Origin of the sequence: Paenibacillus sp. FSL R7-0216 (assembly GCF_037969915.1) — a bacterium.
In the GTDB taxonomy this organism is placed as follows: domain Bacteria; phylum Bacillota; class Bacilli; order Paenibacillales; family Paenibacillaceae; genus Fontibacillus; species Fontibacillus rhizolycopersici.
The window spans coordinates 4,145,740-4,167,510 of record NZ_CP150222.1; the positions used below are offsets into that span (position 1 = coordinate 4,145,740).

Annotated in this window: 21 protein-coding genes; 9 read left to right on the forward strand and 12 right to left on the reverse strand. The window is 52.0% G+C overall.

What is annotated here, in order from left to right; all coding sequences use genetic code 11:
• Positions 1-19: 19 nt before the first annotated feature.
• Positions 20-436 carry an O-methyltransferase gene (locus tag MKZ15_RS19025; RefSeq protein ID WP_155606146.1) on the reverse strand — a complete coding sequence of 139 codons (417 nt, stop codon included), beginning with the start codon at positions 434-436 and terminating at the stop codon, positions 20-22.
• 204 nt (positions 437-640) lie between these two features.
• Positions 641-2,443: a M3 family oligoendopeptidase gene (locus MKZ15_RS19030; RefSeq protein ID WP_339817379.1), complete on the reverse strand. Its 1,803-nt coding sequence runs from the start codon at positions 2,441-2,443 to the stop codon at positions 641-643.
• 109 nt (positions 2,444-2,552) lie between these two features.
• Between MKZ15_RS19030 and MKZ15_RS19035 the strand changes: the two genes are divergently transcribed.
• Complete coding sequence (locus MKZ15_RS19035; RefSeq protein ID WP_155606144.1) at positions 2,553-2,714, forward strand: YycC family protein; 162 nt, start codon at positions 2,553-2,555, stop codon at positions 2,712-2,714.
• Positions 2,711-2,941 (forward strand): hypothetical protein, encoded by a 231-nt coding sequence (locus MKZ15_RS19040; RefSeq protein ID WP_059041126.1) that lies wholly within the window; start codon positions 2,711-2,713, stop codon positions 2,939-2,941. The genes MKZ15_RS19035 and MKZ15_RS19040 overlap by 4 nt, the downstream gene beginning before the upstream one ends.
• Positions 2,942-3,048: 107 nt before the next feature.
• Here MKZ15_RS19040 and MKZ15_RS19045 read toward each other — a convergent pair whose 3' ends face one another.
• Positions 3,049-3,747, reverse strand: coding sequence for a DUF2225 domain-containing protein (locus MKZ15_RS19045; protein WP_339817383.1), 699 nt, complete (start codon positions 3,745-3,747; stop codon positions 3,049-3,051).
• A gap of 50 nt (positions 3,748-3,797) precedes the next feature.
• Entirely contained in the window at positions 3,798-4,175 is a 378-nt protein-coding gene (locus MKZ15_RS19050; RefSeq protein ID WP_193417353.1) for a globin, read from the reverse strand.
• Positions 4,176-4,572: 397 nt separating this feature from the next.
• Here MKZ15_RS19050 and ylbJ point away from each other — a divergent pair, with 397 nt between their 5' ends.
• From ylbJ to MKZ15_RS19065, 3 genes are all read left to right on the forward strand, one after another.
• Entirely contained in the window at positions 4,573-5,796 is a 1,224-nt protein-coding gene (gene ylbJ / locus MKZ15_RS19055) for a sporulation integral membrane protein YlbJ (RefSeq protein ID WP_339817385.1), read from the forward strand.
• 109 nt (positions 5,797-5,905) lie between these two features.
• Positions 5,906-6,709 (forward strand): NAD kinase, encoded by an 804-nt coding sequence (locus tag MKZ15_RS19060; RefSeq protein WP_339817387.1) that lies wholly within the window; start codon positions 5,906-5,908, stop codon positions 6,707-6,709.
• 57 nt (positions 6,710-6,766) lie between these two features.
• Positions 6,767-8,260: a S41 family peptidase gene (locus tag MKZ15_RS19065; protein WP_339817389.1), complete on the forward strand. Its 1,494-nt coding sequence runs from the start codon at positions 6,767-6,769 to the stop codon at positions 8,258-8,260.
• A gap of 30 nt (positions 8,261-8,290) precedes the next feature.
• On the opposite strand, the gene MKZ15_RS19070 is transcribed toward MKZ15_RS19065, so the two are convergent.
• The gene (locus MKZ15_RS19070) at positions 8,291-8,662 is read right to left on the reverse strand and encodes a YutD family protein (protein ID WP_239483754.1); all 372 of its coding nucleotides are present in this window, start codon (positions 8,660-8,662) and stop codon (positions 8,291-8,293) included.
• 12 nt (positions 8,663-8,674) lie between these two features.
• Positions 8,675-9,571, reverse strand: a complete 897-nt coding sequence (gene lipA, locus MKZ15_RS19075; RefSeq protein WP_213623257.1) for a lipoyl synthase — start codon at positions 9,569-9,571, stop codon at positions 8,675-8,677.
• Between the two features lie 167 nt (positions 9,572-9,738).
• On the opposite strand from lipA, the gene MKZ15_RS19080 reads away from it, so the two are divergent.
• The gene (locus tag MKZ15_RS19080; RefSeq protein ID WP_193417349.1) at positions 9,739-10,797 is read left to right on the forward strand and encodes a M23 family metallopeptidase; all 1,059 of its coding nucleotides are present in this window, start codon (positions 9,739-9,741) and stop codon (positions 10,795-10,797) included.
• Between the two features lie 10 nt (positions 10,798-10,807).
• Here the strand turns inward: MKZ15_RS19080 and yunB are convergent, their stop codons facing one another.
• Complete coding sequence (yunB, locus tag MKZ15_RS19085) at positions 10,808-11,683, reverse strand: sporulation protein YunB (RefSeq protein WP_193417348.1); 876 nt, start codon at positions 11,681-11,683, stop codon at positions 10,808-10,810.
• Positions 11,684-11,952: 269 nt separating this feature from the next.
• On the opposite strand from yunB, the gene MKZ15_RS19090 reads away from it, so the two are divergent.
• Positions 11,953-12,309: a hypothetical protein gene (locus tag MKZ15_RS19090; RefSeq protein WP_155606136.1), complete on the forward strand. Its 357-nt coding sequence runs from the start codon at positions 11,953-11,955 to the stop codon at positions 12,307-12,309.
• A 60-nt stretch (positions 12,310-12,369) separates the two neighbouring features.
• Here the strand turns inward: MKZ15_RS19090 and MKZ15_RS19095 are convergent, their stop codons facing one another.
• The 4 genes from MKZ15_RS19095 to MKZ15_RS19110 form a co-directional block, all read right to left on the reverse strand.
• Positions 12,370-14,529 (reverse strand): alpha-galactosidase, encoded by a 2,160-nt coding sequence (locus MKZ15_RS19095; RefSeq protein WP_339817393.1) that lies wholly within the window; start codon positions 14,527-14,529, stop codon positions 12,370-12,372.
• Between the two features lie 55 nt (positions 14,530-14,584).
• Positions 14,585-15,391, reverse strand: a complete 807-nt coding sequence (locus MKZ15_RS19100) for a carbohydrate ABC transporter permease (RefSeq protein WP_193417346.1) — start codon at positions 15,389-15,391, stop codon at positions 14,585-14,587.
• Positions 15,391-16,230 (reverse strand): sugar ABC transporter permease, encoded by an 840-nt coding sequence (locus MKZ15_RS19105; protein WP_213623382.1) that lies wholly within the window; start codon positions 16,228-16,230, stop codon positions 15,391-15,393. The genes MKZ15_RS19100 and MKZ15_RS19105 overlap by 1 nt, the downstream gene beginning before the upstream one ends.
• Before the next feature lie 213 nt (positions 16,231-16,443).
• Positions 16,444-17,748, reverse strand: coding sequence for an extracellular solute-binding protein (locus MKZ15_RS19110; RefSeq protein WP_193417345.1), 1,305 nt, complete (start codon positions 17,746-17,748; stop codon positions 16,444-16,446).
• Between the two features lie 172 nt (positions 17,749-17,920).
• Between MKZ15_RS19110 and MKZ15_RS19115 the strand changes: the two genes are divergently transcribed.
• Both MKZ15_RS19115 and MKZ15_RS19120 read left to right on the forward strand, forming a co-directional pair.
• Positions 17,921-19,660, forward strand: a complete 1,740-nt coding sequence (locus MKZ15_RS19115) for a sensor histidine kinase (RefSeq protein WP_339817396.1) — start codon at positions 17,921-17,923, stop codon at positions 19,658-19,660.
• The gene (locus MKZ15_RS19120; RefSeq protein ID WP_339817399.1) at positions 19,657-21,180 is read left to right on the forward strand and encodes a response regulator; all 1,524 of its coding nucleotides are present in this window, start codon (positions 19,657-19,659) and stop codon (positions 21,178-21,180) included. Before MKZ15_RS19115 ends, MKZ15_RS19120 begins: the two co-directional genes overlap by 4 nt.
• 72 nt (positions 21,181-21,252) lie before the next feature.
• Here the strand turns inward: MKZ15_RS19120 and MKZ15_RS19125 are convergent, their stop codons facing one another.
• Complete coding sequence (locus MKZ15_RS19125) at positions 21,253-21,765, reverse strand: HPP family protein (protein ID WP_339817401.1); 513 nt, start codon at positions 21,763-21,765, stop codon at positions 21,253-21,255.
• Positions 21,766-21,771: the final 6 nt, after the last annotated feature.

The window sequence follows — 21,771 nt, forward strand, 5'->3', positions numbered from 1 at the left end:
CCCTTTGTCGGTTGAAACCTCAGGAAGACAGGTTCCCATATGTATTTGTACCGTGATCTTTATGTGGATACCGTTGGATCAGTAAATTGGCCATGTTATAATTCGATTCCATGACCGCGTCGATAACTACGGCACCCTGACGTAATGCAAATTCGTAGCTGATCTCGCCATGCGTCCAGTACCGTTTGAACTGAAGCGCTTGAATCGCCATCATCCGAAAAGAATGGATCTGTTCCGCATTTAACCCACGAGCATCTTCACTAAGCTGCCCGTTTCTGCCGGCAATCGGATTGTGGCGGATGCCAAACTTACCGACGGTATTATTCCGGATCTGCAGAAATACGGTTCCCGAAGATAACCCCGCCAGTTCCTCCTCCAGCTCCTTAAAAACCATGTCGATCTGCCTAACGAGTGAAATTTGCTCAGCTTTCAGCATATCCTCCCACCTTTCCCCCAAAAGATTGCAACCTATGATATAGGGCTTATGTCACATTATAGGATAATATTTCCTTTCTATCAACAATATGCAACAAAAATGGTTATTTATACCTATTTAGGATGGATCTTTCTCCCCTTTCCGACAAAAAGCTCCAAAGAAAATAGGCCCCCACTCGAGGGGGCCCATAGAGTATCCGTACAGTTACTTGGTCAGTTCCAAGAAAGCGTCGACGTCGGCCACATTCACCGCCATCGCTTCACGCCAGAAATCCGGCTTTGTTAAATCAACCCCAAGATGCTTGGCGGCAAGTTCTTCCACCGTCATCCGGCCGGTATCCCGCAAGAGCGCATCATACTTGGCCGCAAAGCTTTGACCTTCCCGCTGCGCCAGGGCATAAAGCCCGGTACTGAACATATATCCAAAGGTGTACGGGAAATTATAAAAAGGCACGTCCGTGATATAGAAATGCAGCTTGGAGGCCCAGAAATGGGGGTGATAACTGCCCAGCGCCTCCTGGAACGCTTCGCGCTGCGCTTCCTCCATCAGCTCGGACAACTCGGCAGCATCCAGCACGCCCTGCTGGCGTTTCTCGTAGAACCGGGTTTCGAACAAGAAGCGGGCATGAATATTCATGAAGAAGGCCACCGAGTTTTGTACCTTGTCGGCAAGCAGGACGATCTTCTCCTGATCATTCGCCGCATTTTTCACGAAGGCATCGGCCAGGATCATCTCGGCAAAGGTCGAAGCGGTCTCCGCTACGTTCATCGCATAATCCTGATTAAACATCGGCAATTCTTCCATTACGGATTGATGATACGCGTGCCCAAGCTCATGCGCCAGCGTGTAGACATTGGAAACCGTGCCGCCGAACGTCATGAAAATACGCGTCTGTTTGCTCTTCGGCAGGGAAGTACAGAATCCGCCGGGGCGTTTGCCGGGACGGTCCTCCGCCTCGATCCAGCGTTTGTTAAACGCCATCGTGGCGAACTCAGCCAGCTTGGGACTAAAATTACCGAATTGCTTAACGATATCTTCTGCTGCCTGTTCATACGTTATTTTACCGGTTGCTTGCCCCAATGGGGAATCCACGTCGGTCCAGCTCAGCTTATCCACGCCAAGCAGCTTGGCTTTGCGTTCCAGATAAGCGACGAACTTCGGTTTATTTTCGACGATCACCTGCCACATCGCGTCCAATGTAGCCTTAGACATCCGGTTGATGGCCAACGGTTCCTTCAGCACATCGTCCCAGCCGCGTTTCTCGTACAATTTCAGCCGAAACCCTGCCAGACGATTCAGCGTATCGGCACAGTAATCCTCCGACTTTGTCCATGCTTCTTCCCAGCTGGCAAACACGCGCTCCCGTACATTCCGGTCCGGATCATCCAGCTTATTGGCCGCCTGGCCTACCGATAACGTCTTGATCTCACCATTCGCCTCTTCAAAAGGCACGCCTACTTTGGCGACGATCGTATCATAATGCTGGCCCCATCCATGGTAGCCGTCCACCGCCAAATCGGAGACCAGATTCTCCAGCTCCGGCGCCAGCTTCTCCCGGGCCAGGTCCCGTTTCTCGGAGAGCACGAAGGAGATTGGCGCGATTTCTTCCCGTTTCATCCACGCTTCCCAGACCTCGTCATTCGTCATCCGAAGAACGTTCCAGAATAATGTCATGACATTGCTAAAGGAAGCGCCTAGAGAAGTGATTTTCGCGTCCAGCTGAACGGCTTTCTTATCATGTTGGTCCTGCGCCGTCAGACAGCCGACAAAGCTGTTCGCCTCATACAGACGGGCTGCGGCTGATTGCAGGTCCGCAATCAAGCCATCCAGCGCCTTCGTCTCCTCCAGTGTGGATGGGGCCTCCAGTTCTTTCAGCATGGCCTGGTACCCGGTAATATCCCGTTCCAAAGCTTCTAGATGATCGCGCAGTGCCGCGGACGCGGAGCCTCCCGGAAAAATGCTTTCTAGTTCCCAAGTGGGTTGAATGTTTTCGGCAAATCGTGACATAGATTCGCTTCCTTTCCGTATCGTTATTATTGATGGCTTATGGGGTAACAGTGTATGCTAATAGTGGTTGCACTATTAACTAGCCGACAGAATATAGGAGGGATATTCGATGAAACCGTTGCAAATTTCGGCGGATACCGCCGTGAAATTAGCCGCAAAACTCAAAGTGCCGATTGAGCACCTTATGCATATGCCGCAGCACATTCTATTGCAAAAAATCGCTGAATTAGCCAAAGAAGAGGCGGGCAACCCGCCTGCCGATTCGGAATGATCCCTTTTAATCAGTCGTGGCCCTATGACGTCGTCATGGGGGACGTTTATGTACATGAATGCCCGTTTTGCTCCAGCAGCAACGTGCTGCTGCCGCTGAAGCCCCGCGAGCTGAAGACGATCCATGAAGGGAAGAAGAAGCTGCTTGTCTTTCCCTGCTGCGGGAACAAGCTTCATGTCCTGGACTGCGACAACGATTACCTGTTAACCGATACGGTTGTTCGGTAAATCCAGCCGCTGAATTCCAAGACGCCTAGGAAAATCGATACGCAACGAAGGGCCGTTTCTTCCGAGACGGCCCTTCTTGATGCTTAACTCCCGTGAAGGCTTGTCCGTCAACCGCGCATTTCTTCAGGCAGCTCGTGCCCGCCGCTAAGCATTTCCTCGCGAAGCAGCGCCCACTGTTCGCGGGAAGCCCGGATCATTGCCGCATCCACAATTCGCTTGTCGTTGATGACGCGTCCAAACCATTTGACCGCATCGTTGTAATTGCCAACCCGCCGGTACAACTCGCCGATCAAATACATCAAGCGGGCATCGCTGCCGCCAACGCCTTCATTTTCGTATACGCGGATATAGGCCTCCAGCGCAAACTCCAGAAACCGTTTCTCCTGTTCGACATTGCTTTGATACCGGTACAGCCAAGCGATGTGATGCAGCAAGCTGGCAATGATCCGGTCGGTTTCTCCGATGGTCTGGGCGCAAATCAACGCAAGCTTGTAGGTCTCCAGCGCCGTTTCCCAATCGCGATGGCCGCCGTAGCTCTTCTTGTTGAATCGGCTGGCGATCGCGTCCTCGAATAGAGCGTTCTGCCGGTCGGTCAGGCGGGATACCGAATTCTCCGTCGAAGCAAATCCGCATGAGGGACATACCCGAACCACATAATAATCCGGGTTCTCCTTCTGATAATATCCGCAAAAGTCCGTATCCGTGCGTATGGCCCGTTTAAAGCTGGGACGCAAGCGCGAGGTTGAAAATTCATTTTGGCAATGGATACAAGTGACTTTGATCTGATACAGAGGTTCAAGTTCCAAATCGTCCTACTTCCTTTCAATAGTCCGCTCGGCGGATGATCTGTTATCGACTAAGGTGTATTTACAAAATGAAAAGCCGGACCGGACAACCGCTCCAGCACGAATTCTCGCAACGGCTCCTCGACCCCTATCTCCTCCAGCGCGGCACTCATGCAGGCCAGCCAGGCCTCGGCGCGTTCCTGGGTTACCGGAAACGGCAGATGCCGAGCACGCATCATCGGATGGCCAACGGCGTCGGAATAGAGCGAAGGTCCGCCAAAAAACTGCGACAAGAACATAAATTGCTTCTCCATCACCGGGGTAATGTCTTCCGGGAATAAAGGGCCAAGCAACGGTTCACGCTGAACCCGGGGATAGAAGGCCTCCACCAGTCGCCGAATCGTCTCTTCACCGCCAAGATTGTCGTATAGGCTTGCGCCTTGATTCATCAGTTCACCGCCTCCGTTTTTTCCTTATTATATCAAAAAAAAATAAAAGCTCCTACCGGAGCTTCTACTTATATGCGGGTCTGGAATCTATCAGTAGCTGCGCCAATCCTCTTCGCCGGAATGGACGAGAGAGGCGCGGATAACATAAACAAAAGCACAGACAAGGATCCCTGCGACAATGCTCATGAACATCACTCCATCCACAAAATTTGGCTGCTGCCACGTTTAGGATCGGATCATAGCTGGTTCAAAAGATCCAAATTGGTCTTCTAGAATCATTTTAACATAGAAGTTCAGAAATATCAGCCCTTCTTGAAACCGCTTCCTTTATTTTTTTGTGCTGTTTGTCCCAGCCAAAACATACACTTCACTATGATTTGATGTGGAGGCGTACCCCATGGTATTCAAACGCTTGACGGCTTTTCTATTCCTCTTTGCCGCACTTTTGCTAGCCGTACTGATGATCAGCTACCCGGAAGCCTCCTGGCAAGCCGGGGTCCGCGGTCTGGCCATTTGGTGGGACGTGCTGTTTCCGTCCCTATTTCCATTCTTTGTGATCTCCGAAGTCCTGCTTGGCTTTGGAATTGTCCATTTTCTCGGCAAGCTGCTTGATCCGTTGATGAAACCGGTGTTTCGGATCCCGGGCAGCGGCGGTTTTGTACTGGCCATGGGATTTGCTTCCGGCTACCCCGTGAGCGCCAAGCTGGCTACCAAGCTGCGCGAGCAGCGTCTCGTTTCCCGAGTAGAAGGAGAACGTCTTGTCTCCTTTACCACGTCGTCTGATCCGATCTTTCTGATCGGGGCGGTTTCGGTTGGCTTCTTCGGTAACCCGAAGCTGGCCGGCGCGCTCGCGTTATCCCATTACGGAGGGGCACTCTTGATCGGGCTGGTCATGCGGTTCTACCGCCCTGACCGCAACGAACCGGCAAGTCTCGATGAAGGTGGCGAATCCGGTCGCTTCAGCCTGAAGCTGGCGCTGAAGGCGATGCATGAGGCACGGATTCAGGACGGCCGCAGCCTCGGGGAACTGCTGCGGCAAGCGGTCGCCTCTTCCCTGCAACTGATGACCGTCGTCGGCGGCCTCGTTGTATTTTTTTCCGTCATTCTTGAAGTGCTCACCGCTTCGGGCTTCATGAACTCTTTATATGCCGGGTTTCGCCATCTACTGCCGCTCTTGGGGCTGCCCAACCAGTTGGCCGAACCCTTGATGGGCGGTCTGTTCGAAGTGACCCTGGGCGCCAAATCGGCCGCGGCGCCGGAAGGAATCCCCCTCATGTTCAAAGCCGCAGCAGCCGCATTCATCCTCTCTTGGGGCGGCCTATCGGTACATGCTCAGGTAGCCAGTATCTTAAATGACGCTGACCTGCGTTATTTCCCATTCCTCGTGGCTCGTTTCCTTCACGCCGTGTTATCCGCCGGGCTGTTGCTGCTCATCTGGAATCCTCTCATGGGGGCCGCACCGGCTTGGGCTATCGCTTCGCCTAAGTTTGGACGAGAAGAGGTCCTTTACGGTTGGCAGGCCCTTCCGGGAGCGCTCCGATTCTTTCTGATGACGATGGCGATCCTGCTTATTTTGTCATTCCTGTCCGGATTCATTCATCGCATGCGGCAGCGAAAATGAAACGTTGTGTTCTGCTGGTGAATTGATTATGATCTTTACAAAAGGATATTCAAGCGCGTGTTCAAAACGGCGTTTTTTTGAACAGCCTCTTTCAAAGGAGCTTGTCAACTTGAGATACTATGTACTTGACCGTGGGGACCAACTATCCGTCGAATTAAGCCAAACCTTCCATAAGCTCGCGGCGGAGCAAGGGCTTGAGCTGGATGCGAAATCCCCGGATATCGTCGTCTCCATCGGTGGAGACGGCACGATGCTTCATGCCTTCCATACATTTATCGATCAAATTTCTTCCATCGCCTTCGTCGGGATTCACACCGGCCATCTGGGTTTTTACGCCGACTGGAAAGCGGACGAAATACCCGAACTGGTGCAGATGATGAGCGGACATTCGGATCCCGGATTGCTTAGGCCCCGCATTGTCCGTTACCCCTTGATCGAGCTGGAAATCCAGAAGAAATCGGGGACATCCTCTCACATCTGCCTGAACGAGTTTACGCTGAAGGGCGTCGACGGGACCGTTGTTGCCCAAGTGGATATCAACGACCAGATGTTTGAAATGTTCCGCGGCGACGGCATTTGCGTATCCACCCCTTCCGGCAGCACCGCTTACAACAAAAGCTTGGGGGGAGCCATGATCCACCCCACGATTGAGGCGCTGCAGATCACGGAGATTGCTTCCATCAACAATCGCGTGTTCCGGACGTTGGGTTCCCCGCTAGTGCTGCCCAAGCATCATCACTGCGATATTTATTCGCGTAAGGAACAAAATTTATTGCTGACGATTGACCACGTCAATCTGCCGATGAATGATCTGGTCTCCGTCCGCTGCCAGGTCTCCGAGCGGAAAATCAGCTTTGTCCGCTACCGGCCGTTTCCGTTTTGGAATCGGGTGAGTAACGCGTTCCTGGATTAATTGGACGGGGAAGACAAGCTCCTGAATATCGAAATTTATGTAAAGGAAGAACTGAATATGATCTTAACTTCATTCCGCAAGTATGCATTAATCCCGATGTTATCCCTCGCGCTGCTGGGCTTGCCGCAAGCAGCCGGAGCGGTGAAGGCGGCTGGAACAGCAAGTACCGCCGAGGCCGGAACGATCATTCAACTAGGTTCGACGGAAACCTCTTCCGATCTCCAAGCGCTCCAGGAAGTATTGGATTATTTGGAAGCTTACAATATTGAAGGGGTGGAGCGCCAAGAGTTCCTGGATAATGCGATCCGCGGCATGGTTTATTCGCTGGATGACCCATATAGCGATTATTTCTCGAAAGAGGATCTACAGGATTTTGAGAATGGCGTAAATCAGGAATTCGTGGGCATCGGAGTTACACTTCGCTTCTATAACGACAAGCTGTACATCACCGATGTGTTGCCGAATTCCCCCGCATCCAAAGCAGGTCTTCAAGCGGGCGATATCATCACCAAGGTGGACGGGCAATCGGTAACCAGCAGTGAGGACGTGGCGCGGATTCAGGGGGAGGAGAACACCCAGGTCAAGATCACGGTTAACCGGACCGGACAAGCTTTGGTTTATCCGATTACGCGAGCCCATTTCTCGCTGCCTTCGGTTACCGGATCGATCATTCCTTCGAGTAAGGTCGGTTACATCGCGGTCTCCTCCTTCTCTGATACGGCGGACGAGGAATTCGTACAAAAGCTAACCTCCCTGCGCCAAGCTGGGATCGGTGCACTCGTCTTGGACCTGCGCGACAATCTTGGGGGTTACGTGGAGTCGGCCGCCAATATCGCTAAGCAGTTTATGAAAACTGGGGTCCTGATGTATACCACCGATCAAAGCGGCGAACTGCAGCCCGTAGAGATCACGGGCGGCGAAGACATCGGGATACCGGTAGTAGTACTAACCAACGGGCTCTCCGCCAGCGCTTCGGAAATTCTGACAGGGGCACTGCGCGACAACGGGATCGCCAAGGTTGTGGGTGCACAAACTTACGGGAAAGCTCGGATCCAGAACGTGTTCCCGTTATCCAATGGCAGCTCCCTGAAGCTGACGGTTCAAGCTTACCTAACACCAAAGAAACTGGATTTCAACCACGTTGGTTTGAAGCCGGACTTGGAGGTAAAGAACAACGCGGCGGCGCAGTTGATTACCGGAATGTATGAAGCCGGCGTACGGCATGTCAGCGTAAGCGGAGGACCTGCTTCGTTGAACATTAACGGAACGGCTTTCCCGGGTTATATCGATGTCCTTCAGAGCGGTAAGCAAGTGTATGCTCCTTCCCGCTTGTTGTCCTCGCTGATTCAAGCCACCCCAGCCTGGACTCCAAGTAACGGGAAATTAACCATTACGGATCACCTCGGTAAGCAAACCGGCTTCACGTTGGCCGCCAAAACGGCCAAAATCGTGGATGGCGAATCCTATCTGGAACTGCACGAGTTCCAGAAGAAATTTCCGAAGCTGACTTGGAGCTATAAACAAGGCCTTCTGAACTTATCCATAAACTAATTTCATAAGACGAAATAAAACGGCCTCCGATTATTCGGAGGCCGCTTCTGTTTCCTGCAGCTGTTCGACTTTTCCGTTTCCCGCGTCTTTGTCCTTAGGGTTGTCCTTGTCCTTATGGTTGTCCTTCACCTTCTGCAGGACGAAATAAGCGCAGCCGAAATTGCAGTATTCATTGATATAATCCGTGATCCCGGAATAAGCCGTATCTCGATTCGCCTTGGGATGATTGTCCCGCAGAAAGCCCTTAAGGCGGAGCTTCTCGTAACCCCAATCGCCAATAATATAATCGTAGCGGTCAAGGACCTCGCTGTACCGCTGCTTAAAAGCCTCGGGATCCCAAGCCTCCCGATAATTCTGAATCAGTTCGTAGGTTCTGCCGCCGATTTGAATCAAAGGATCCATCCTCCTTCTGGTTTACGACGAAGCGGGAACGCCTGCTTGTTTCTTGGCCGAATTGACCTGTTCATGGGCGTGATACGAGCTACGCACGAGCGGACCGGATTCCACGTGGCTGAAGCCCCGTTTCATCCCTTCTTCTTTCAACTCCGCAAACTGCTCGGGCTTGTAGTACTTCTCTACGCGCAGGTGCTGTGGCGTGGGCTGCAAATATTGTCCAATTGTCAAAATATCGCAGTCCACGGCCCGCAAATCGTCCATCGCCTGCAAAATCTCGTCCCACTCCTCGCCGACACCCAGCATGATGCTGGATTTCGTCGGAATATTCGGCTTCATCGTTTTCGCCCGCTGCAGCAGTTCCAGGGAGCGGCGGTATTTCGCTTTCGCCCGGACACGGTCGGACATCCGTTCCACCGTTTCGATGTTGTGGTTCAAAATATCCGGCTTCGCTTCCATTACGATACGCAGCGCTTCTTCGTCGCCCTGAAAGTCCGGGATAAGCACCTCTACGTTGCAGAGGGGCAACCGTTCGCGTAGCGCCTTGATCGTCCCAGCGAAAATACTGGCCCCGCCATCCTTCAGATCGTCCCTGGCCACGCTGGTAACGACGCAATGCTGCAAGCTCATTTGCTCCGCCGCTTCAGCAACACGCTGAGGTTCCTGCAAGTCAAGCTCAGTCGGCAGACCGGTATTTACCGCACAGAAGCGGCAGGCCCGTGTACAAATATCGCCCAAAATCATAAACGTTGCGGTGCGGTTCGCCCAGCACTCATATATATTCGGACAGCGCGCTTCTTCACAAACGGTATGTAAGGTTTTGGAGCGCATCATTTGCTTGATATCTTGGTAATTATCCCCTGTTGTTAGCTTGATACGAATCCAATCCGGTTTCGGTTCCTGGATTTGTTTTGCCAAAGCGCAAGACCTTCCTTCTTGTGATTTAAGCCGTAGCGCCATTTATTATATCATGAAACCGCTGGAAAAACCTACTTCGCAAAATGGAATAAAAACACAACATTTGCCTCAATCTAAGAGAGGTCACGAATCGCGTGCAAAATAAAGGCGAAGGAGGAATACTTGCCTTGAAGTCTCATCGATTTGCCCGCGGCAAAGCGGTTTGGTGTATCGTCAGCGTGTCGCTTCTCACCTCGTTATGGCCGGGAACAGGGATTGGCGCTCTCGATGCCGATGCCGCCCCGGGGACATCGGCAGAAGCGGTAACCAGCGTTTACGATCAAAGGCGCACGTTATACGAGGAAATGGAGCTGTTGACTAAAGTTCCCTGGTATTGGCTTGCCGCAGTGGATCAGTACGAACGTACCATCACGCCGCGGAAGGAGCAACAGCAGCTGGAACAGCGTATAACCGGATTCCGTTTCAAGGAAGCCTTTTGGACCGGCCCGCTTAATCCGGATCCTGAGGACCGGAACCCGGCCACGATCGAGTTATTTGGCGGCAGCGGGAAAGACGCCACCGCCGATGGCGCAGCCGATCCGAAGAACGATCGCGACGCCTTGTTTACATTGGCTTCTTATTTAACCGGTTTCGGCTATAAGGAAGAGGACTTCCGCATTGCCTTATGGCGTTACTATCAAAACGACTCTGCCGTAGAGCGGATCCGTCAATTCGCGAAAATGTACAGGAACTGGGGACGGCTGGATTTGAGCGACAGCGCATTCCCGCTTCCGTTACGCAGCATCTATACGTTTCGCGATACTTGGGGTGATCGGCGCGGCTGGGGTGGACTGCGTATCCATGAGGGAACCGACCTGTTCGCCCCGATGGGCGTAACCGTGCGCAGCGTTTGCTACGGGGTGGTGGAAACAAAAGGGTGGAACCCCTACGGCGGCTGGCGCATGGGAATTCGGGATATCAACAACCGATACCACTATTATGCGCATCTGCAAGGTTATGAAAAAGGCATTGAAGTCGGCCATTTCGTCGAACCAGGTCAAACCATCGGATGGGTTGGCAGCAGCGGTTACGGCCCGCCGGGGACATCGGGAAAATTCCCGCCGCACCTGCATTACGGGATCTACCGGGATACCGGAAGCACGGAATGGGCGTTTGATCCTTATCCACTGCTGAAAAAATGGGAGCAAGCCGAACGTTCCAAAAAAAATAAAAGGGCGTCCAAATAACCGGCGCCCTTTAATTATGTCCCCCTGCATTTGTTTCTGAATTGGAAGGTATCTCCGTGCCCGTATTCCCTGACTCTGCATTCCCACCAGCTTCTCCCGCTCCGTCGGCCCCGTCCGGCGTAACCGTCTCCTCCTTAGTTGTCGGCGGTTCGGCCGTATCAGTGCCACCCGGCAACGCGGGAAGAGCAATGTTCGGTGCATCTGCTTGGCCCTCGCCGACCGGATTGCCCTTACTGTCATAATAATACATGGGTACATCCCCGACCACGAGCAGGTAAGAGACCGGGATTTCCGTTTCCACCGCCTGTGATTCCATATCAAAGGGGACAACCACGGCCAGTTCCGTTTTCACCCGAAGGTATACTTCCACAAGAATCATATTAATGCCGGCATCCTGGCGTCGGGTGTTCAAGTCGACCTTCACATCCCCTTTCGGCTCGATCTTGATCGGAATACTCGGACCAAAGGAAGCCAGGAGCGGACTACCCAAGGCTTGCCCCAGCGGGATGGTTTCCGATAACCGGGCCACTTCGTCCAGCGTGTGCCGAACCGTTTGAATCGTCTCGGAGGTCACCTTCATGTGCGCGGAGTAGTTCAGCATAAATCCGGTGATTTTTCCGTTATCGTCCGTCTTCCAATCGATCAATTGCCCAACTTGTTCTTGATTCGCCACCTGAGCGGTAATCGCATCGTTGATGGATTCGGTGGCGATCTGTTTGACCCGAATCTGAGCCAAGTGAACGATCGGTCCTGTCATCCGTCGCTCCACATACTGAACAAATTGAACCATACCAATGATGGTAATGATCACGACAGCGATCCAGACTTTCCGTCTGCGCTTCGGCCGCCTTGTCCGGCTCCGCCATCCGCGGCGTCGTATCCGCATGTTTCACCCCCCCTGCAGCGGGAAAACTTCTAAAGCATGTTCTATATTTCCATCTCTAAAAGTTATGCGGGACAGGAGGAAAAAAGAAGGACGCGCAGGTGGAAACGGAAACTTGTATGATTTGTCTCTTGATTTTTCATAATCAATTGCTTATAGTTCTCTAGTATCACTTTTTTAGTCGTAAAGTTCTAGAAATCAGCTTCAAAAGCTCTCATGATTTGTGATATAGTATTCAATATAGCGTATAAATATACGAGGGGATCAACATCATGAACAGCCCAAAAACATTGTATCAAATCACCGTAGAGTTAAGGAAAGATCAGCTTGCATCCCGCATAACACCGTGGAGATTGCTCGTCGAGACGAATCGTTATTACGAGATCAAACCGATCACTGGATCGGTCAAACGGCTGTATAAAGAGAAGCTCAACACCGCCATCCAGGAAACGAAACATTACTCCGACGGCATCCTGGCCATTTCTGCCTTCTGCCAGGAGGAGCATATTGAGGATATTCGTTCGCATCTCATTGAACAATTGGATGCTAAAATCAATAATTATTTAAAGGATCTAGAATTGAACAAAAAAGCGCTTTGCTCGAAACTAGCCATCAACAGCTTTACCTAAAGTAAACCCCGAAACCATAGTTTCGGGGTTTTATGATTCGGGATAAAGCTTAGAGCTCGATTAGTCGATGATCTTCAAACGAACCGAATAACTATAGTAGTCTTTTAGCTCCGCAGGGATCCCAATTCCGATTGCCATCAGCCGATCCCCTCTCATGACAAGTCCGCTCTCCTCGACCTTATAGAGCTTATCAGGATCCAGTCCTTTTAAACGCAACTTACGTTGCGGCGCATTGGGCTCCGCCAATACTTTGAAATAGTACGCCAAGGCTTCGCTGCGATCTCCGGAGACGAACATCCAGGCCGCTTCGTGCCCGGCAAACGGGCTGACCAGACGATACATATCGCCCTGCTGAACCAGTGAACGGATCTCTTTATACCGCTTGATTTGCGCTTTGGCCAAATCCTTCTCCTCGTCGCTGAAGCGGGTCAGATCCATCTCATACCCGAAATTGCCTGACATCGCTACATCGCCGCGCATTTGGAGCGAGGTGACCCGGCCCACTTGATGGTTCGGCACCGCCGATACATGGGCTCCCATAGCGCTTACCGGATAAACGAAGCTGGTCCCATACTGAATCTTCAGCCGTTCAACGGCATCCGTATCGTCACTTGTCCAGGTTTGCGGCATGTAATACAGCATGCCTGGATCAAATCTTCCGCCGCCGCTGGCGCAGCTTTCGAACAAAATGTTCGGGAAGCGAGTCGTGAGGCGCTCCAGCAGCTCGTATAAACCTAACATATAGCGGTGCGCGATTTCTGCCTGTTGCTCTGGACCCGCCGTGGCCGACCCGATCTCCGTCATGTTGCGGTTCATATCCCATTTGACGTACGAGATCGGCACGGTGCTGAAGATCTCGCTTAGCTTATCGTAGATGTAGTCACGAACGTCCTGCCGAGAGTAATCCAGGATCAGCTGCCAACGGAATTCCGTGCGGCGCCGGCCTTCCACGTGCAAACACCAGTCGGGATGACTTCGGTACAAATCGCTGTCCGGGGAGATCATTTCCGGCTCGAACCACAACCCGAACTGTACTCCAAGGTCGTTGACCCGCTTGGCCAAATTCGTTAAGCCACCAGGCAGTTTGCTCGGGTTAGGCGTCCAGTCCCCCAACGAGGAGTGATCATCCTCGCGGCGCCCAAACCATCCGTCATCCAGAACGAATAACTCGATCCCCAGTTCCGCCCCGGCTTTGGCGATTTCCTCGATCTTCTCCTCCGTGAAGCTGAAGTAGGTTGCTTCCCAGTTGTTGACCAGAATCGGCCGCACACGGTCGCGGTGCACGCCGCGGCACAACCGCGTCCGGTACAATCGGTGATACGTCCGCGACATCTCGCCAAACCCGGCGCCCGAATAGACCATTACCGCCTCCGGCGTTTGGAAGGCTTCGCCCGGTGCGAGTTGCCAGCTGAAATCAAACGGATTGATACCGATCCCCACCCGGGTTGTGCGGAATGGCTCCACCTCGGCGGAGATGAAGAAGTTTCCGCTGTAAACAAAGCTGAAGCCGAACACGTCGCCATGATCCTCGTCCGCATCCGGAGCAGCTAACGCGAGGAATGGATTCAGCTGATGCCCGCTGGCGCCTCTGCGACTTTCGATCGTCGTGCCGCCCGGACCGAGCGGACGGCGCTGAACATGCGCCTCCCGGTTCCAGGTGCCAGCCAGATACACCGCGTCCAGATCGGAGCGCGGCATATCGATGCTGGCGCTGAGCGCACGCAGCAGTTGCAGCGGCTGCTCGCCTTGATTGTCAATCCGAACGGATCTGGCGATGGCCGCGCTGTCCTCAAACACGCTGTAGCTCAGCGTAACGATCAACCCGCTGTAAGCGTCGCGCAGCTCCAACTCCAGCGTCTCGCCTTCGTTCTCCGTCTCGCAATAGACGGCCGGCAGCCCTTCCAGCTGGGGCTTCCCTTTCAGGATTCGATAAGCGCTGTAAACCAGCTCGGTGATCCGACTGCCATCGCCCAGACGAACTTGATACGCCGGGCTGCGGAAATCGCCGGTGCCGTATTGCGGATACTCCTGCGGCAGCCGGTCCAACAAAAACAACGGGCCTTCGGGTAGATCCACAAAGCTGTGCGGCTGTTCCTCAAACGCCAGTTGCTTCCCCCAGTAAACATGCGCAGGATAACCGTTAACGATTTGCATGATGTAGCTTGTTCCTTTGGACTGCAAGTGAAAGATCCCCTGCTCCTCATATACGCGTATCGCCATGTTTCTTCTCCTTTTCCCGATAAGCATTCGCTTATTCTCTTATTCTCTCAGCCCATTAACCCTTCACCGCTCCGTCTGCCATCCCTTTAATGAAATACTTCTGCAAGAACAGGTAGACCACCGTCAAAGGCATCATGCCCATCAAACAACCGGCCGCGACCCAATTAATATTGCTCTGGTGCTGACTGATAAACATCGATAAGGCCACAGGAATGGTTTGTCTTCCCGATTTCTGCAGGAAGAACACGGAGAACTGATAGTCGTTCCAGATTTGCACGCCAACGACAATAATGATCGTTGCTACGATCGGCTTCAGCAGCGGTAAGATGATCCGGAAGAAAATCGAGTACCGACTGCAACCGTCAATCAATGCGGCTTCATCCAGCTCTTTAGGCACATTCCCCATAAATCCCGTAAGCAAGAAAATCGTGAGCGGCAAAGCAAACGTCACTTGCAGCAGGATGATCGACCAGTATTGGTTCAATCCTCCGATATCCACGACGAACTTGTACAAAGGAACCAAAATGGTCAAGCTCGGTACCACCAAACACGAAATGCACAAGGAATAGATAAAGCTGTTCCATTTCGTCCGGTTGCGGGCCAGCGGATAGGAGGCAAACGCGCCGACGAGAATGACGAGGAGCACCGAGAAGACCGTGACGGTCAAGTTCGTCATGATCGCTTTATCGATATGAGCCCGCGTCCAAGCATTCACGAAGTTATCCCAGTATAACGTCGATGCCGGCTGCCATTTGCTGCTGGTATCCTCCGGCGGCTTGAAGCTCAAGTTGATAAGCAAGTAGAACGGAATCAGATGAATCAGACAGATCAAGCTAAAGACAACTCGTCTCGCCGTTTTCATTACGCCCGCACTTCCTTTCTACGCAGGAAATGCAGTACGGTCAAGCTGAGGACGCAGATGAGCAGGAACATCACGTTCCCCATGGCTGCGGCATAACCGGCATCCTGTCTGGCGAAATACAGGTTATACATCATCGTGGACAAGGATTGGGAAGCATAACCCGGCCCCCCGTTGGTCAATGCGACGATAACGTCAAACAACTTCAGTCCGCCGATCAGATTAATGACGACGTTCACCGTAATGGCTGGCGCTAGCAAAGGCCAGGTCACATTGGCGAAACGCCCCCACCAGCGGGCACCGTCGATTTGCGCGGCCTCGTAATATTCTTTCGGAATCGACTGCAGTCCCCCCAGGTAGATGATCATGGCGATCCCCAAATATTGATAAGTATTAACGAAGGTAATGATCCAAACCGCTCGCGAACCATTGGCTAACCAGTCTGTCGGTTCCATCCCGAGCAGAAGCATGATATCGTTAAATGCCCCGCCGTCATATTGAAAAATAAAGTAGAAAATATAACCCATAATGAGCGGGCTAATAATGACCGGCATATAAACGATCGTCCGTGCCAATCCTTTGCCCCGGATCTTGCTGTCCAGGAACAAGGCATATGCAAGCCCGATCAGGTTTTGCAGCAGGGTGCTGCCAACACCGTAGATGAGCGTATTTTTCATCGTTGTGCCGATATTTTTGTCATGAAACATCCGGGCGTATTTTTCGAAGCCAACCCAGCTATAATCCTGGGAATATCCGTCCCAGTTGGTGAAGGAGATTTGAATCCCCTTGATTAAGGGGTAAAGGATAAAGACGCCGAATAACAGTAGCGCCGGCAAATACATGAAGTTTAATGCGGTTGTTGATTGGAAAAATGTTCGAAGAACCCCCGGCTTGCTGAGATTTGACCGAGATGGGCTTGCGGGTTTGATGGGTTCTGCTTGCACGGTTTCTCCCCTCCTCTTGGTTGTTGCGCTTTATGTCTGTTTGTCCCTCACTAAAGGGATAGCCCGTGCAGTTCATGCCGCCGGGCTATCGATCTTTAGTGCGGGTAGAACTTATTTATCCGCCGCGCGCAAGCGTTCATATTCGTTTTTCATATTCGTAGAGAACTCTTGAACGGTAATCCCGCCGGCCAACAAGTCTTGACCGTTCTTGCACAAGACGTCCCACATGCCGTTTGGCAGATACTCGCGGTCAAAGAATGGGATGACGCGCAGGTTTTCATACGTTTTGAAATCCTCGGTAAGATCGCCCAAGTTTACGTCGACACCCTTCAGGCCAGCTGGCAAGACCATCGCACCCGCTACTCTAGCGACATTCTCCGGTTTCGCATAGAAGCTTACGAACTTCTTGGCTGCTTCAATATTCGGAGAATCTTTCCAAACGCCCCAAGTTGTCTTCTCCCCGCCGGCAAAGGTTGGTGTATCCCCTGGCTCGATCGAAGGAATTGGCAGCAAACCGCCTTTTACGTCTGGGTTGGTCTTCTTCGCTTCTTCTATAATGTATGGACCGTAAGCGAAGAAAGCGGCTTTCCCTTCCGCAAACGCTTTCGCAGAATCCATGTATTTTGCGGTAAGCACGTCTTTGTTCAAGTATCCGTTCTTTTGCAGATCCAACAACATCTGAGGCAGTTTATCGAATTGAGTCCAATCAAAGGTGCCATCGAGAAACTGTGCCGCATAGTTTTGTTCCGCGCTAATGAAAGCCGGAGTCGCGAAGTAATCGAAGAACTGTCCGAGCGGCCAGGAATCCGCGCCGCCTACATGGAACGCCGTCACTTTCCCCTCGCTTTTCGTCTTGATTTCCTCAGCAGCTTTCATCACCTCATCCCAGGTTTGCGGGACGGCGATGCCATACTGCTCCAGGACAGCCTTGTTATATACCAAACTCGATTTATCTTGATCCATCGGCAAGACATACACTTTGCCGGATTCATCCGTCACCGCTGGTTTGATTGCATCGTGGAGCTGGGAAGCCCACTCTTCGCCTTGAAGATCCGCCAAATATTCGCCGTAACGGACCTTGGCCCAGCCATGCGTTCCGAATACATCTGGCATTTCATTGGAAGCCATTTTGACTTTCATAATGTTCTCATAGTCTGCGCCAGGTGCACTGAAATCGACCTTAATTGAAGGATTTTCCGCTTCAAACTCTCTGGCAATCGCTTCGATTACCGCACCTTGCTCCCCGGCAGGGGTGCTGGACATGACGGTAAGCGTAATTTTCTTGTCGCTTGGCTTGTCACCGGTCGAATCAGCCGGCGCAGCTGAGTTATTGCTGTTGTTGCTCGAACCGCAGGCCGCGAGCGACAGGGAAAGCGCTAACACAATCCCGAGCTGTAACCCTCTTGTTCTTTTCATGAGTATCCCCCTTATATTTTGTAAGATTGCCTTACGAATCCATCATAAAGGTAAACCCCCTTTTTTTGTACGACACCATTCTCCAATGAAAGCGCTCTTTTCTACACACCCACCGTTTCTAATTGACGTTTGGGCAGAAAGGAAGCTAAGGTTAAAGGGAAGGGGGAGGAGCATGCGCTTTTTTCAAACGCTTCGGTCTAAACTTACGATTCTCTACTTGCTGTTTATCGTCGTTCCCTTTGTCATCTCCGCCTTTGCCCTTCCTTCTTACATTAAAGGGATGCTGATGCGAGAGACGCAGAAATTAACGATATCCACGATGAATGCCGTCTCAAAGAACATCGAAACCTATCTGGACGACCTAGTCCGTTTATCCACAATGCCTTATCTAAACGATGATTTGATGTCTGCATTGAAAATCAAAGCGAACAATACCTACGAAACCGCTAACGATTATATCAAATTAACCACAGACCGAGCTCTTAAAGGAACGCTGCCGCAATACCTGACGAATACCCGCCCGGATATCTTGAGCACGTTGATTGTACCGGTCAAGGGGCAAGCTTATTTGACGTCGAAGGGTTCGATTCCCCTGAAGCCTGACTTCATCTTTCACACGCAAGATTGGTACCAACAGGCATACAACGGCGATGGACAAGCGGTTTTCATCAGCTCGCATCCCCAGGACTACCTAAACTTGGAATCCGTACCGCAAGCCTTCTCGGTGGCCCGTTTGATTAAGGACCCGGACACGAGACGCCCACTGGCGGTGATCATGGCGGATGCGGATAAGAAGGTGCTGGAGAAAATCGCCAGTGACGTTGACTTTAACGTCTCTTCCATCGTCGTGATCCTGGACCAAAGCGGGAACACCCTATACGCCAACCAAACCGTGCCCGAAGAGCTGAAAGAGCAATTATCCTCTTTTCGCCAGAAAGATCAGTACGAAAGTAACAACTATTTAGGCATTTCCAAAAAAATCAGTCCCGCGGACTGGCGAATCGTCGTGTTTCTGTCCAACCAGGAGAAGAAGGACCAAGTTCGGTGGATTTATATCGTCGCGCTCCTGCTCACGGCGGCTGCCCTATTAGTCACCTTCGGCGTATTGATTTATTTTACCCGCTGGATTGTGAAACCCTTCAAACGGATGAATCATGTCATGCACAAAGTAAAGAGAGGCGACTTGTCCGAGCGGTACACGTTACCCGGCAACGATGAGATTGCGCAACTCGGTCATTCTCTCAACAGCATGGTTTCCCGCCTGGATGAGCTCATCAACCAGGAGTATTTAGCGAAGCTCGCCCAACAGGATGCCGAATACCGGGCGCTGCAATCGCAAATTCAGCCTCACTTTTTGTATAACACGCTGAACGGATTTATCGGCTTGAACCGGGAGGGCCGCGCGAAGGAACTGGAAACGGCGATTATCTCCTTGAGTTATATGATGCGCTACAGTTTGGAGCCGGTCCATGAGACAACCCTTGAGAAAGAGCTGGACATCCTGCGTAAATATTGCATGCTGCAGCAATTACGGTTTGATGATCGGTTGGCATTCCAGATCGACTGCGACCCGGACGCCGCTTCATTCCCGATCCCGAAGCTGCTGCTGCAGCCATTGGTCGAAAACTGCATCATTCATGGCGTAGAACCGGCCGACAAGGAAATGGTATCCGTATCGGTACAGGCTCGAAGAAGGGAAAGGGATTCGCAGGACTACATTGAGATCGTGGTCAAGGACGACGGCGTTGGGTTTGATCCTTCTGCCTCCAATTCCGAGGACCAAATTGGATTGTCCAATGTCCGAACCCGTCTGACCATGAGTTACCCGGATGCCGTGATGGAGGTGGAGAGCCGGCCGGGTGCCGGAACCACCATCTCGATTTATATTCCGACGAAGGAGTACCCCCTATGAAAATCATCATCGCGGATGACGAGAAGCTAATTCGCTCTACCTTAAGAAGTATGTTGCAGGAACTGGAGCTTAAGAACTTGCCATGCCAGCTGATCGGAGAAGCCCGAAATGGCGAGGAATTGCTAGAGTTATTGCGTAAAGATACACCGGATCTCGTATTCGTGGATATCAAAATGCCGAAGCTTGACGGCATCGAGGCTATTCGGATCGGCAAGACGCTCGCTCCGCAGGCAAGCTGGGTCATTCTTAGCGGGTTTATGGAATTTGATTACGCGCAGCAGGCGCTCCGGCTGGGAGCCAGCGATTACTTGCTGAAGCCGGCCGAGCCGGAGCAGTTGGAGAGATGTGTCCGGGAAGCGATGGAAGGACGCGAACGGGATACCCAATTCCTTGATTATGAATTCGAGCACTGGTTATCGAACCGTTATCGGGAGTTCCAAACGGGGACGGGGACGCAGCCGCTAGACCCCGCTTATGAAGGTTATTGCTTTTTCGGCGTGCTTTTCTATGGAGTTCACCGGAGTAAGCCGTCCGCTTCCCGGTTAAACGATCTGGCCTTGACCATTCAACAGGCTGCGCAAAGGCATGCCCTGGCAAAAGGAATTCGTTGCGGACATCTGCAATTGAGCGAGGATAATCTAACCTCCGTCTGGGCTTGGCCGACTTCGGGCGCTGGATCGAACGACGAGGTTCACCAAGCCCTGCAGCGCCAGATTATGATGGCCCTTGGGCAAGATCGCCATGGGGAGATGCTCTTCTTCCCAGTGACGGTCCTGCCAAGCGAGAACTGTCTCTCGGTGCGCGAACTGTTAGGACAGCTGGAGGAACTGCATGCTGCTTCTACGCTTAGAGCTACCCTGCCGTTAAACAAGCTATATCCCTTAGCCGAGCTTCGTGCTGAGACATCCAGGGAAGATGTTGCCGCCCTCGGCAGGTCAATTCATCAACTCATCGGCTTATATCAGGACCGAGATTATGTCGGTTATCTCAACAAATTATCTGCGTTCGGTAAGCAGCATTTGCCTGGGTTGCAAGGGGATCCCGTGCGTTTTGAACGGATCACCGTCTTTTTGAGAGAAGCGATCTGTCCTGCCCTTCAGGTGGAACTTCCGCCTGCAGAATGGATCGAAGCCCTCCAGCATCAAGGGGACCTCCTATTGATCCAAGAGGGGAAAGGTGCCGCTGCCGCAAGCGGTGACCTTGTGAAGCGGGCGATGGACTACGTAGACGAGCATTATCAAGAAGATATTTCCATCGGCTCTTTGGCGGAGGAGCTTCAGGTGACCCCCAATTATTTGAGCTCATTATTCCATAAAAAACAAGGCATCACCTTCGTCAAATATGTCACTAGCATCCGTATGCTGAAGGCCAAGGAATTGCTCCTGACCGAGCCGGACGCTAAGGTTCAGGATGTTGCCCAACGCGTAGGCTATTTCAGCTCCCGCCACTTCACCAAGCTGTTTGTCGATTACTATGGCTGTTATCCTTCCGAAATCCGCAAGAAGCTGGGGGATACCTAAAAAAGACCGGAAGAGATCTTTCGAGCAGATCCTTCCGGCTTTTTGTTTTTGATTCTTTGTTTTCCGCCTCAACTAATACCAAAAGGTAGGATACTTGCGATGACGATGCAGGTTATTGATAATTATCGCGATAACCACGATAAGAACAGAACCCAAAAGTACGGGTGTAACTAGAAACGACCACCCGCTGCCTGCAAGGATAACCACTATCGGATCAGCCCCCGCGGGCGGATGCGTTGTTTTCGTCAACATCATGGCTGCAATGGCGCTGCCGACTGCCAAACCTACGACCCATACACCGTCGCCGAAAAGATGAAAATAGACTAAACCAACAAACGTAGAGACGAGATGTCCTCCTATGATGTTCCGTGGCTGCGATAGCGGAGCGTCCCAGATCCCAAAAGCAAGTACACAACTCGCTCCGAAAGGAGCCATGATCCATACGGCAGAAGTCATATCGGTTAAGAGGGAAAGCAAGGAAATCGTGACCAGGCCGCCTACAAAACCCATCCCTGCGTTTCCCGGCACCACTTTTAGCGGGCTGCTTCCAGCCCCCTTCATTTTATGTAAATAGGTTCGGATCATCCCGCA